The 12567-nt window shown below is 36.3% G+C and carries 13 protein-coding genes; 11 read left to right on the top strand and 2 right to left on the bottom strand.

Annotated features, from left to right (window positions below; genetic code table 11):
• Nucleotides 1-59 precede the first annotated feature (59 nt).
• From BELBA_RS01870 to BELBA_RS01820, 11 genes are all read left to right on the top strand, one after another.
• Nucleotides 60-2012, top strand: a complete 1953-nt coding sequence (locus BELBA_RS01870; protein ID WP_014771058.1) for a ComEC/Rec2 family competence protein — start codon at nucleotides 60-62, stop codon at nucleotides 2010-2012.
• Between the two features lie 82 nt (nucleotides 2013-2094).
• On the top strand, nucleotides 2095-2874 hold the full coding sequence (locus BELBA_RS01865) for an enoyl-CoA hydratase/isomerase family protein (protein ID WP_014771057.1): 780 nt from the start codon (nucleotides 2095-2097) through the stop codon (nucleotides 2872-2874).
• Complete coding sequence (locus BELBA_RS01860) at nucleotides 2875-4785, top strand: RecQ family ATP-dependent DNA helicase (protein WP_014771056.1); 1911 nt, start codon at nucleotides 2875-2877, stop codon at nucleotides 4783-4785.
• Nucleotides 4785-5372: a hypothetical protein gene (locus tag BELBA_RS01855; protein ID WP_014771055.1), complete on the top strand. Its 588-nt coding sequence runs from the start codon at nucleotides 4785-4787 to the stop codon at nucleotides 5370-5372. The genes BELBA_RS01860 and BELBA_RS01855 overlap by 1 nt, the downstream gene beginning before the upstream one ends.
• 6 nt (nucleotides 5373-5378) lie before the next feature.
• Nucleotides 5379-5930, top strand: coding sequence for an NUDIX hydrolase (locus BELBA_RS01850; RefSeq protein ID WP_014771054.1), 552 nt, complete (start codon nucleotides 5379-5381; stop codon nucleotides 5928-5930).
• Nucleotide 5931: 1 nt separating this feature from the next.
• Nucleotides 5932-6381, top strand: a complete 450-nt coding sequence (locus tag BELBA_RS01845) for an acyl-CoA thioesterase (protein ID WP_014771053.1) — start codon at nucleotides 5932-5934, stop codon at nucleotides 6379-6381.
• Nucleotides 6382-6414: 33 nt separating this feature from the next.
• Nucleotides 6415-7125 (top strand): tetratricopeptide repeat protein, encoded by a 711-nt coding sequence (locus BELBA_RS01840; protein WP_014771052.1) that lies wholly within the window; start codon nucleotides 6415-6417, stop codon nucleotides 7123-7125.
• Entirely contained in the window at nucleotides 7125-8090 is a 966-nt protein-coding gene (locus BELBA_RS01835; RefSeq protein ID WP_014771051.1) for an L-threonylcarbamoyladenylate synthase, read from the top strand. The genes BELBA_RS01840 and BELBA_RS01835 overlap by 1 nt, the downstream gene beginning before the upstream one ends.
• A gap of 40 nt (nucleotides 8091-8130) precedes the next feature.
• Nucleotides 8131-9330, top strand: a complete 1200-nt coding sequence (locus BELBA_RS01830; RefSeq protein ID WP_014771050.1) for a phosphoglycerate kinase — start codon at nucleotides 8131-8133, stop codon at nucleotides 9328-9330.
• A gap of 143 nt (nucleotides 9331-9473) precedes the next feature.
• The gene (locus BELBA_RS01825) at nucleotides 9474-9842 is read left to right on the top strand and encodes a hypothetical protein (protein WP_014771049.1); all 369 of its coding nucleotides are present in this window, start codon (nucleotides 9474-9476) and stop codon (nucleotides 9840-9842) included.
• A 15-nt stretch (nucleotides 9843-9857) separates the two neighbouring features.
• Entirely contained in the window at nucleotides 9858-10694 is an 837-nt protein-coding gene (locus tag BELBA_RS01820; RefSeq protein WP_014771048.1) for an alpha/beta hydrolase, read from the top strand.
• A gap of 50 nt (nucleotides 10695-10744) precedes the next feature.
• On the opposite strand, the gene BELBA_RS01815 is transcribed toward BELBA_RS01820, so the two are convergent.
• Complete coding sequence (locus tag BELBA_RS01815; RefSeq protein ID WP_014771047.1) at nucleotides 10745-11491, bottom strand: NIPSNAP family protein; 747 nt, start codon at nucleotides 11489-11491, stop codon at nucleotides 10745-10747.
• Between the two features lie 6 nt (nucleotides 11492-11497).
• Nucleotides 11498-12544, bottom strand: a complete 1047-nt coding sequence (locus tag BELBA_RS01810; RefSeq protein WP_014771046.1) for a proline iminopeptidase-family hydrolase — start codon at nucleotides 12542-12544, stop codon at nucleotides 11498-11500.
• Nucleotides 12545-12567: the final 23 nt, after the last annotated feature.

The raw sequence follows: 12567 nt of genomic DNA, 5'->3' as shown, positions 1-12567 counted from the left end.
AGTCATTTATGACTCCTTTTTTATTTTTCTTGACTAAATTGAAGTAAACTTTTAGGTTTATGAAGTTTAGCGAATTTCCATTTTTGAGATATGTTCTCTTCTTTCTGTTAGGTGTATTGTTGTACACCAAATTGAATCTTTTCCCTTTAGAGGTTTTATTACTTATTTTAGGAATTTCTTATTGTCTCTATTGTTTTTTAGTTATTCGAAATAGGATTTTCAAAATATATCAATTCAAATTTTTTATTCCATTTTTAGCTTATATGCAATTAGTTGTTTTGGGCTTAGTTTTTAACTATCAAAGAGATCTTCAGAATCAACAAGATCATTTGATACATCATCAGAGGCACGGGGAGATGTATTTGGCAGCAGCATTGGCTAATGATGAACCCAAGCCTAACTCGATAGCTAATCGTGTTAAGTTATTAGCATTAAAAGATTCTGTCGGTAATATATATAAGAACAAAGGAGAGGTTTTGATTTATCATAAATTGGATGAAAGCATCCTTCCGGGGGATTTGTTAATAATAGGTGGAAATCCTGAGCGAATCCCAGTATCTCAGAATCCAAAAGAATTTGATTATGCGAGCTTTATGGAACGACAACAAGTAACACACAGTCAGTTTGTCAATACTAAAGTTTTGAAAGTTGGGAAGATCGCTATTCAGCCGATTGAAGACTTTTTTCTAGGGTTAAGGGCATCGATAATGAATGGAATGGATCAAATGATTTTAGATACTTATGCCAATCAAGTTGCTAAAGCTCTTTTATTAGGACAAAAGAAAAATCTCGAAAAGGAAGTCAATGATGCTTATGTCACAGCAGGTGCAATGCATATTTTAGCTGTTTCTGGCTTGCATGTAGGGATTATCTATGGATTCTTTTTTCTTTTTGTCAAGCCATTTAGACTCAAGTTAGCTAAAAGGGTGCTTTACCTTTCCATTATTATTCTTTTGATTTGGAGCTATGCTTTGCTAACTGGGTTGTCCCCGTCTGTGATGCGTGCTGCGACCATGTTTTCGATTATGGCCTTGGCACAGATGAAGTCAAGAAGTCCTTCCATTTTCAATGCAATTGCGCTTTCAGCTTTAATTTTATTAGTTTATGACCCTTTGTTAATTTTTGCTGTTGGATTTCAATTATCATATTTGGCACTTATAGGGATTTTGTTGATTCAACCTGTTTTGGTGAAATTATGGATTCCAAAGTCAAAGGTGGTGGAGTACATTTGGCAAATCAGTACTGTGGGTATCGCCGCACAACTGATGACTTTCCCTATTTCTGCTTATTATTTTCATGTTTTCCCATCATACTTTATTCTTTCCAATCTTGTAGCCATCCCTGGAGCATTCTTGATCATGTCTTTTGGTGTTCCTTTTATGATTTTTGCTCAGATCCCATTTCTTGCTAAGCCTCTAGCATGGATTACAGAATGGCTGATAAGAATAGTCAACCAGTTGATTTTTAGTATTCAAGAATTGCCTTTTGCGAAGATTGAGGGGATTTTTTTAAGGCCTGATTTCATGTTGGCGTACTGGCTTATTTTGATTTTAGTATTACTGCTTGTTATTCAGCCAAGAAAGTGGCATTTGTATGGAATTGCTTCAGTTTTATTGCTTTTTGGTTTTATAGGAATAGATAAAATATTCAAAAATGAAAATTCTGATTTGATGATTTATAGCTTGAACAAAGGCTTCTCTATTGATTATAAAGAAAAATATTACTTTGATTATGAAGTTCCAGAGTCTGATTTCAATTATAAGGTCATCCCCAATAGGCTGGCTTCTTTTAGTCGAGAAAAATTTCCTTTAATTGCTTTTTCGGATAAAAGTGACTTGTATATTTTTCTTCCAAATTTAGAAAAACCAATAGTATTGAAGCATATGAATGTATTGGAAATTAATCAAAGCATTCATAATGTGCAAGTCTATAATCAAGGAGAATGGAGACTTCAAGAGTCTTTTCTGGATTATAAGTTGGGTGATAGAGCTCTTAAATTAGTATTTAAGTAATTTGGTTTTGGAAGAGCAAATGTTCTGTGTTATCTTTCTATATAAGCCAGTTTATGATTAACCCTATTTGATTAAAATTATTATGATGAATCAACCTGTTCATAGTTTTGTCCAAGAAAGGATCGGCTATTTGGTACTCAACCGCCCCGAAAAAAGGAATGCACTCAATGCAGAAATGGTCGCAGCAATGAAAACTATACTTAAGGATTTTGAGAGTAATGATTTGGTAAAGATCATTGTGATCAAAGCTGCTGGAAAAGTATTTTGTTCTGGAGCAGACTTATCATCGCTTCAAGATTTACAAACGAATTCCTATGAAGAGAATCTCCAAGATAGTAGGAATCTAAAGGATTTATTCTATCAAATTTATACCTCACACAAAGTAATTATTGCACAAGTTCAAGGTCATGCTTTGGCAGGTGGATGTGGTTTGGCAACAGTCTGTGATTTTGTTTTTTCCGTTCCTGAGGCCAAATTCGGATATACTGAAGTCAAAATTGGATTTATCCCTGCGATCGTAAAAGTGTTTCTTTTGAGAAAAATTGGCGAAGGAAAAGCGAAACAATTACTGCTTGATGCAGATCCAGTATCTGCCAAGGAAGCAAAAGAGTTGGGTCTGATTAATTTTATAGTCGATGAAGAAGATTTGGGAAAGACTGTTTTTGATTATGCACAAAAATTAGCAACACAAAACTCAGGAACAGCTATGGGACTGACCAAGGAAATGATTGCAAGAGTTCAAGAGAGAACACTTGAAGACGGTTTAGAATATGCAGCTTCAATGAATGCCAAAGCTAGAAATTCAGCAGATTGTAAAAGTGGTATTGCAGCTTTTTTGAACAAAGAAAAGCTTAGCTGGTAAATGAAAACACAAGCAATACAAATTCTTCAAAAGTTTTTTGGATACGCCGACTTCCGGCCATCCCAATTGGAAATCGTACTCTCGGCGATGGAAGGGAAGGATTGTGTTGCTTTATTACCAACTGGAGGCGGTAAGTCTATTTGCTTCCAAGTTCCCGCATTAGCACAGGAAGGAATTTGCCTTGTAGTCAGTCCGCTTGTGGCTTTGATGAAAGATCAAGTGGACAATCTTCGAAAAAGGGGAGTGCTTGCTGCAGCAGTTTATTCTGGAATGCAAAAGCGTGAAATCGACACGATTTTGGATAATTGTGTTTACGGAAATTATAAATTTCTTTATGTTTCTCCCGAAAGGTTAAAAACAGATCTGTTCATAGAGCGCTTCAAACGGATGAATGTAAATTTGATTGCTGTTGATGAAGCGCACTGTATTTCACAATGGGGATATGATTTTCGACCGCCTTATTTGGAGATTGCGAAAATCAGAGAATTCCATCCAAATGTCCCTTGTATGGCTTTGACTGCCTCAGCTACATTGAAAGTCAAAGAGGATATTATTTCAAAATTGGAACTCAAAGACCCAAATGTTTTTGTAAGATCTTTTTCTAGGAAAAATCTTAGTTATTCGGTTCGATTGGTTGAAAATAAGATCGAAAAAGCAATACAAATACTTCAAAGAATTCCTGGTTCAGCAATTATTTACTCAAGAAATAGAAAAGGCACTAAGGATATTGCTAAGGAGCTTTATCAACTGGGAGTTTCAGCTACTTTTTATCATGCTGGCTTGGATAGTGCAACCCGTGAACTCAGACAGCAAGAGTGGAAAGCAAACAAAATTCGTGTGATGGTTGCAACCAATGCCTTTGGGATGGGAATTGATAAGCCCGACGTAAGGGTGGTGATTCATTTGGATTTGCCGGAAAATCTAGAGAATTATTATCAAGAAGCGGGTCGTGCAGGACGAGATGAATTGAAGGCTTATGGGGTTTTGTTGACTAACGAACAGGATATTCAAAAGCTTACAGAGCGAGCGGAATTGGCTTATCCACCGATCGATTATCTTAAAAAAGTTTATCAGTCACTAGCCAACCAATATAGGATTGCTGTAGGGAGCAGCTTGTTTGTGAGTTATGATTTTGACCTAACTGACTTTTGCTCTACCTATCAATTAGATGTTTTGATGACTTATAATGCCATGAAGGTACTTCAAGAGGAAGGATTTGTTGAATTGAATGAAAGTTTTTTTGCCCCATCTACTATTCATTTTCTTGTCAATCAATCCAAACTATATGAATTCCAAATTGCTAATGCTAGGCTAGACCCATTGATCAAGGCACTCTTGAGAACTTATGGAGGCGAATTATTTATGGAATATATTAAAATTCAAGAGCCAAAATTAGCGAAAAGTCTAAATCTTCCTGAGGGAGAATTGGTGAAGCAATTGGAATTGCTTGATCAATTTGGAGTCTTGGCATATCATAAGCGAAAAGAAAAACCCCAAGTGACTTTCCTAACCCCGAGACATGATGCAGGAAAATTACCTTTAAACGCCAAAAGAATTACTGAAAGAAGAGATAACTCGATCTCAAAAGCTGCATCTATGGTGACTTATATTCAGAATGCCGTACTTTGTAGGGCTAATCAGATTTCGCAATATTTTGGGGAGGAAAGTGATGACTATTGTGGGATTTGTGATGTATGCGTGGAGCGTAAAAAAAAAGCAGATAATAAAGTGAAGCAACTTAAATCAAAAATCCTTCAAACTTTAAGTGAAGGCAAGACGTTTTCTTTGCAGTCACTTCCCATAGATGCTGGAATTAGTGATGATCAGCAGACCCTTGATGTTTTGAGGGGAATGGAAGACGAAGGTCAGATAGTATCTGAACCGGACGGTACATACAAACTCAATAACTAATGGCTTCATTTATAGATGATATTTTTGGTAAACTTTTCCCTAATAAAAAGACCCCTGTCAAGCATAAAGAGAATTTTATCCAATCAGAAGAGGCTATCGCGTCTACTTCGGCTTGGAAAGAGTCTAGAGAGGGTAAAATATTAATAAACTTAGTTCAAAAAAATTATCATTTCAAAACATCAGGGATGAATGCAAGCCCTGAGGTTCATATTTTAAAATCTCCTTATGCAAATGGATTTGCAATAACTTTTGAAAGTCCCTTTGACAGTAAAAGTTTTTCACAACTTTTCTTTGCTTTTGGGCAGCGAATGTTAGATTTGGGATATCAAAAAATCAGTTTAGACAGAAAAATTGAAGAAATCAATGATAATGTCAAGACTACAGAGAAGCAATATTTTAAACCACCTTTGAGCAACATTGATTTTTCTCAAAAGATCGATCAGCTATATGGAAATGTAAGTATTGAAAAGATTAGCATAAATGAAAAACCGAGCTTTATGAAAGTGTTGGTGACAGTTTATTCGGATCATCTTTATCAGACAGCGAGACCTTTTGAGCAATTTATTGATGACTTATTTGAAAATTAATATCCGATGGATAGAAAACTACTGAGACAAAGTCTCGAGAATTACAGAACACCATTTGAAGAAGAAGCAAGCTTTATCGATGAATTTATTGATTTAACGCATGATGATTCGGCTTTTTTAAGATCAAGGTTAGAGGGACATTTTACAGGTTCGGCTTGGATTGTGAACAAAGGGAGAACGCATACTTTATTGACTTTACATAGAAAACTCAATCGTTGGTTACAGTTGGGAGGACATGCTGATGGTGTCGAGAATCTTTTAGAGGTAGCGATGATGGAAGCAAGAGAAGAAAGTGGTTTGATGTCACTGAGAATTGTTGGAAATGGTATTTTTGATATTGACAAACATATTATTCCGCAAAAAGGAGATATTGCCGAGCACTTTCATTATGATGTAAGGTACCTGATAGAAGCTGAGATTAATGAACCTCTAGTTATCAGCAATGAAAGTAAGGATTTGGCTTGGGTTTCTTTCGAATCCGTGGAAGATTTAGTGGGATATAATCCATCAATTCTACGAATGTTGGAAAAAACAAGTCGATCAGAATACGCCCTTTAATATGAAAAAATATTCGATTGAGGAGGTTAAGGCTTCCTTTTCTTTTTCGGTGCCTCTTCAAGTTAGGTTTTCAGATATTGATGGGTATATGCACGTGAATAATGGGATTTATTTCAATTACTTTGAACATGCCCGTGCACAATATCTTTTTCAGATATGTAATTGGAATATCATGGATGTGGGAACTGTGGTGGCGAATGTGAATTTAGATTATTATAGTCCAATTCATGCATTAGACTTACCTGTAGCTTATGTGAGAGTTTCTAAAATTGGTAATACTTCTTTCACAATGGAACAAGTAATTTTAGGGAAAACAGGACAAGGGGAGGAGATAGTTTTTGCATCAGCTACTGTGACCATGGTGTCTGTAAATATGAAGACAATGAAACCTGTGCCTGTACCTGAGGAGTATGTGTCAAAAATGAAAAAAAGCACCCCTTCAGCAGGATAAATTGTTATCTTTGCTCCTTAAATGAAAAGAAAAGTGAAGCATATTTTCCTAGGAATATTAACGATCATATTGATGGCAGGCTGTGGGGCATCAGAACAAGAATTGTTTGATGAAGGAGTGAAATCCCTTGAATCAGGAGATTTTTCAAAGGCGGTTGAGTATTTTGATCGAGTAATTGAAAAAAATGAATCAAATACCTCAGCTCATAATGCAAGGGGTGTGGCCTTTTTTCAGCAAGGAAAATTCGATGAAGCCATTGTCGCCTTTACTAATTCCATCAGAATTGACTCGACATCTTACAAACCATTCTTTAATAGAGGGAATGCTTATTTGGAAAAAAAGGCCTTCAAAGAAGCCGTTCGGGACTATAATTATGCAAATGGACTAGATCCACAGCAAACTGATATTTATTACAATAGAGGCTTGGCACTTCTTGCAACAGAAGATTACGAGGATGCCATAATTGACTTTGATCAAGCACTTCAAATAAATCCAAATCAAGGCCTCGTTCATTTCAATAAAGCAAAAGCACAATTGGGGAATAATGACCCACTTGGTGGCATTCAATCCTTAATCAACACGGTGAATTTGGATGCGGAAAATGCAGCAGCTTATTACCTTTTGGGAGTGACACAAATGAGTGCTTTGAGCCAAAAAGAAGAGGGTTGTGCCAATCTTAAAATGGCTTTGAGTTTGGGTTATGCAGATGCACAAACTTGGATAGATGATTTCTGTCAAGAATAATGGCTGAAATAGGAAAAGATATTGAGAAGGCTAAGCATATTTTAGAAGCTGGAGATCTGGTTGGGATTCCTACAGAAACCGTGTATGGACTTGCTGGAAATGCATTGAATGCGGATGCAGTTGCCAAAATTTTTGAGACGAAAAATAGACCGAGTTTCGATCCTCTAATTTTACATACTTCTGAAGCAGCTCGCGTTTTAGATTTTGTGATTGAAATTCCCGATGAATTGAAACCTTTGGCTGAAGCTTTTTGGCCAGGTCCTCTTACTTTGTTGCTTCCGAGGAAATCAATCGTCCCCGATCTTGTGACAAGCGGACTAGATACTGTAGCCGTGAGAATTCCTTCTCATCCGCTGACAGGAGATCTTTTGGCGGCTTTGGATTTTCCTTTAGCAGCGCCAAGTGCAAATCCATTTGGGTACATCAGCCCAACCCAAGCGAGCCATGTGAATGATCAACTTGGAGGAAAAATTGACTATATCCTAGATGGCGGACCATGTGAAGTGGGATTGGAAAGTACGATTGTTGGACTTGAAGATAGGCAAGTGACGGTCTATAGACTTGGAGGTTTAGATGTCAAAAAGATAGAAGAAGTGGTAGGGAAAGTGCGAGTAATGACATATTCCTCAAGTAACCCCAAAGCGCCAGGTTTGCTTAAAAGTCATTATGCTCCTTCGAAACCATTTATTCTTGGCAATTTGCATCAGCTAATTCAAGAACACAAAAAAAAAGGGGTTCAGTTTGCAGTATTAAGTTTTAATGAATCTTACAAGAATATTCTTGGAGACAAAAATTTCATTTTGAGTCCAACTTCAGATTTGTTGGAAGCTGCTAAAAATCTTTTTGCAGCAATGAGGATTTTGGATAGCATGGATGTTTCCGTAATTTTAGCAGAGCTTTTGCCTGATACAGGATTGGGAAGAGCGATAAATGATAGACTCAAAAGAGCAGCCGTACGTGAATAAAGTAATAAGAATTAATTGAACCTAATAAACACTATAAATCATGAACAAAAGAATCAAAAACGTAGATAACCTAGATTTTTCAGGCAAAAAGGCCCTAATTCGAGTTGATTTTAATGTCCCTTTAGATGAGCACTTGAACGTAACTGATGGTACAAGAATTAGTGCAGCAATTCCTACTATCAAGAAAATATTGAATGATGGAGGGTCAGCAATTTTGATGTCCCACTTGGGTAGACCTAAAGATGGCCCAACGGATAAGTACTCTTTGAAGCATATTGTTATGGACTTACAAAAACTTGCTGGTACATCAGTCAAATTTGCTCCTGATTGTATTGGTCAAGAAGCTGTGCAGTTAGCTGAAAGCTTAAAGCCAGGGGAGATTTTATTGTTAGAAAATCTTAGGTTTTACAAGGAAGAAGAAAAAGGTGATGACGAGTTTGCTAAGAAACTAGCAGCTTTAGGCGATGTTTATGTCAATGATGCATTTGGAACAGCGCATAGAGCGCACGCTTCTACAGCTGTGATCGCCAAGTTTTTTGACACTAAAGTCAGTGGATATTTGCTTCAGTCTGAATTAGAAAATGCGGACAAAGTAATGGAAAATCCAGAAAGACCTTATACAGCAATCATGGGTGGAGCTAAAATTACTGATAAAATTTTGATTATAGAAAGGTTGTTGGATAAGGTTGACAATATGATCATTGGTGGCGGAATGTCTTATACTTTTGCCAAAGCCCAAGGGGGTTCGATTGGAGACTCCTTATGTGAAATGGATAAATTAGATTATGTATTGGAGTTGATGGAAAAAGCTAAATCCAAAGGAGTGAATTTGATTTTGCCAGTTGATACTGTGATTTCCAAAGCTTTTGCAAATGATGCAGAGCAGGGAATGGCTCAGAGTGGGGAAATTCCAGATGGCTGGATGGGTTTAGATATCGGGCCTGAGACGAGAAAATTATTTGCTGATGTAATCAAGAACTCAAAAACTGTTCTTTGGAATGGACCAATGGGTGTTTTTGAAATGAGCAGCTTTGTTCATGGAACAGTTGCTATCGCGGAAGCAGTGGCAGAAGCTACTGAAGACGGTGCTTTTTCCCTGATTGGCGGAGGTGATTCTGCTGCCGCGGTGAATAAGTTTGGTTTCACAGATAAAGTATCTTATGTCTCCACAGGCGGTGGAGCACTTCTGGAACATATGGAAGGAAAAGTTCTTCCTGGTGTTGCAGCATTGGAGCCATAAAATATTTTATTAATGAATAAAAAGAGGCGGTCCCTTAAACAGGGGCAGCCTCTTTTTTTCTTGCTATAAGAAATAGTTTTTCAATTATATGCTTGATATTCAAGTCATTTTTCTATTTTTGAGTTGAAATGAGCAGATTCTGTATGAGTAGATTTTTAGTATTGATTGGGCTTTTGTTGACTTTCAATGGGTGTAGTTTTCTTCAAGAATTTGAAGAAATAGATGGTCCATGTATAGTCTATTTATCTGAAATAGATGACTCTGGTATGCAAGCCTCCTATGTGATCGATCAAGATTTAAGACGAAATAAAAAAACAGGTGTTTTTACTTATAGAGTATTAGAAGAAGATGGCTCCTCCAAATTGTGGTCTATTTCCAGAGCTTTAGAACCTGAAGAGGATGGGACTTACAAGTATTTTTCCAAAAGCCAAGATGGTACTTCAATAGAAGTTGATAGAATCGAATGTGGAAATCAGGTATATCTGAAGAAAGATGATCCTGACGGAGATTGATTAAATAAAAAGAACATGAAATTATCTAAATCGATACTGTGTCTGTTAATTTTAATTTCTAGTATTACTTCTGTTTTTGCTATAAATCCAGATAGAGAGTACATTCGAACTCCAGATTCTCTTGGTTTAAAATTTGAATCAGTGTCAGTGCAAACTCCAGATGGGTTTGATATCAAAGCTTGGATATACTCAGCCAATGAATCAACAGATAATGGTAGGCTTTTAATTTTAGCTTACCCCGATGCAGGAAATATGTCCTATTTCGTTTATCAATCTGCTATTTTATCTAGTCAAGGATTTACAGTTGTTACATTTGATTACCGTGGCTTTGGAAAAAGTTCTGATTTTGATATTGAGAGAAATATGCTCTATTACGATGAGTTTGTAACTGACTTAATATCGATAGGTGAATTTACTAAACAAAATTTTCCTGATAAGAATATAGGAATTTGGGGGATGTCTATGGGTACGATAATAGCGGTGAAGGCTATGACATCTTTGAAAGGAAAAGTTGATTTTTTAGTTACTGAGGGCTTTATTACAAATACAGAGTTAATAGTTGAAAGGATATTTAAGGATAAGGAATTAAATATTTCTTTACCTAAAAATAGTACTGATTATTTAAAGTGTTTAAATGATTTAAGTGTGCCAATTTTGATTTTTTCGGCTAGTAAAGATAATATCACTCCATTTGAAGATGCTTTGAATTTCAAAAGAAATAGGATATCTGGAATTTGTGAAATTGTTAATTTTGAAGGTGACCGACTCTCCGGATTCAATTTTGGAGACGGTGAATGGGGGACATTTTACATTAATAAAATCAATCAATTCATAGATGCTGCAGAAGCTTAATAATAACTTTAGTGCTTCAATATTTTTCTAATATTAATGATTAAAATAAATCACTTCATTGGTGAAAATGAAAGCGCTTTAAGATATTTCGAATCAACCTTTTTGACAATTGGGCCATCCATTTCTGAAGCATCTCGAATCTTGTTCCAATCTGCATCTTCAGCAAATCTAGAGAAAGCATACTGTGCTCTTTTCTCGTTCTTATGGGCTAGTAGATAAACTAACTTTGGCTGAGAACCATCTTTTTCAACGGTATACCAATACATCACATTGGTCATGTCATATCTTGAAAATAACTCTCGGGTATAGTCTCTGAATCTTGCGTTGATCGCTTCTACTTTTCCTGGATGAAGATGATATGTTCTAAGTTCAAATATTTTCTTTTTTGAATTGAGTTTGCTCACCACCGGACTCAAATCGCCAGCGATTTTCATAAAAATTTGATCCACATTGGCGACCAATTTCCCATTAGCTTCAGAGGCTTTGGCTACTTCTTTCCATTCGGAATCATTGATAAACTTGTTCCACAATTCATCCCTTGATTTTTCATCTGGATAAGCCAAAATAAAAGTCAAAGTATAATCTGTAGGGTCTGTAGGAATAAAATAAGCAATATTTTCTATGCCGTTTTTTTCAAAAAGATCTAAAGTATGATTTTCAAATCTACTGATCAAATCTGACCTTTTGCCCTCGTGGGCAGTATAAGTTCTCATCTCAAAATACCGAGTATCCTGAGCTGATAAAGAAAAAGTAAGTGAGAATAAAAATAGGAGAATGCTGGATTTTAAAATGTTCATAATCTGTTAGTTAGTTAGGTTTTGATCTACTTCTTTGATGAATTTAATCAATCCATCAAAGAATACTTTTTGATCATCGTATTGGGAAAGGTGACTTCCATCTGGGCAGAATAAATATTGACCGTTTTTAACTTCTGTGGACATCCACTCCATATGTTTTGGATCCATGGTGTCGTGACCTGCGCCGATGACCAAGGTTGGAACTTCGATCTTTTTCAAATCATCTTTTCTATCCCAACCTTTTAACGTTGCTCCAGAAGTTATGCCAAACTCTGAATAGCCTTGCATAAAAACATAAACATTTGGATTGACATGTTTCAATGTTCTTAAAATCGCTTCAGGCCATTCTGCAAGTGGTTTGCGAAGAACGTGGTATTGATAATGATGCTCCATCAGCAACTCTTCATAGCGAGGATTTCCAAAATCTCCCTCTTCTTCAATCTTCATTATTTCCTGAAATACCTCTTCCGGCATTTGTGGTCCGAGTACTTCTTTCGCATACTTTTCATAGTCATCCAAACTGGACATCATGTTGGAAATAATTAGCCCTTTTAACTTATCTTGGTGTTTCAAAGCATACTCCATAGCGAGCATTCCGCCCCAAGATTGTCCAAAAAGATAGAAATTATCTTTATCAAGTCCCAAAGCGACCCTCACTTGCTCCACTTCATCTACAAATCTATCGATGGTCCATAATTCCTGATCTTCAGGCTGATCAGAATAGTAAGATCCAAGTTGATCATAATAGATATATTCTATGCCTTCAGCCGGAAAGTACCCATCAAAACATGAGTACAATTCATGTGTCATTCCTGGTCCTCCATGAAGTAAAAGCACCTTCATTTTTGGATTATTTCCTACTCGCTTCGTCCAAACTTTGAATTCGCCTTTTGGAGTGGTGATTGGAATCATTTTTATTCCTCCTTCATACTGATCTTCTCTTTCAGAAAAATCAAGATAGGAGTTTGTTTGAATGGTTTCATTTTGCGGAGAAGAAGTGCATTGCAGAAAGAAAATGGCAACGACTAGGAGTAGAATCGATGATTTTTTCATAAGGATTATTGGTGGTGTTTAAA

The organism is Belliella baltica DSM 15883, assembly GCF_000265405.1.
GTDB lineage: Bacteria > Bacteroidota > Bacteroidia > Cytophagales > Cyclobacteriaceae > Belliella > Belliella baltica.
Note: the sequence above shows the minus strand (reverse complement) of the source record. Positions and strands in the feature narration are given on the sequence as shown.

Bases quoted from the DNA above. Each gene is read 5' to 3' on its own strand.
- BELBA_RS01870 (WP_014771058.1), top strand. From the start codon at position 60: ATGAAGTTTAGCGAATTTCCATTTTTGAGATATGTTCTCTTCTTTCTG.
- BELBA_RS01865 (WP_014771057.1), top strand. From the start codon at position 2,095: ATGATGAATCAACCTGTTCATAGTTTTGTCCAAGAAAGGATCGGCTAT.
- BELBA_RS01860 (WP_014771056.1), top strand. From the start codon at position 2,875: ATGAAAACACAAGCAATACAAATTCTTCAAAAGTTTTTTGGATACGCC.
- BELBA_RS01855 (WP_014771055.1), top strand. From the start codon at position 4,785: ATGGCTTCATTTATAGATGATATTTTTGGTAAACTTTTCCCTAATAAA.
- BELBA_RS01850 (WP_014771054.1), top strand. From the start codon at position 5,379: ATGGATAGAAAACTACTGAGACAAAGTCTCGAGAATTACAGAACACCA.
- BELBA_RS01845 (WP_014771053.1), top strand. From the start codon at position 5,932: ATGAAAAAATATTCGATTGAGGAGGTTAAGGCTTCCTTTTCTTTTTCG.
- BELBA_RS01835 (WP_014771051.1), top strand. From the start codon at position 7,125: ATGGCTGAAATAGGAAAAGATATTGAGAAGGCTAAGCATATTTTAGAA.
- BELBA_RS01830 (WP_014771050.1), top strand. From the start codon at position 8,131: ATGAACAAAAGAATCAAAAACGTAGATAACCTAGATTTTTCAGGCAAA.
- BELBA_RS01825 (WP_014771049.1), top strand. From the start codon at position 9,474: ATGAGTAGATTTTTAGTATTGATTGGGCTTTTGTTGACTTTCAATGGG.
- BELBA_RS01820 (WP_014771048.1), top strand. From the start codon at position 9,858: ATGAAATTATCTAAATCGATACTGTGTCTGTTAATTTTAATTTCTAGT.
- BELBA_RS01815 (WP_014771047.1), bottom strand. From the start codon at position 11,491: ATGAACATTTTAAAATCCAGCATTCTCCTATTTTTATTCTCACTTACT.
- BELBA_RS01810 (WP_014771046.1), bottom strand. From the start codon at position 12,544: ATGAAAAAATCATCGATTCTACTCCTAGTCGTTGCCATTTTCTTTCTG.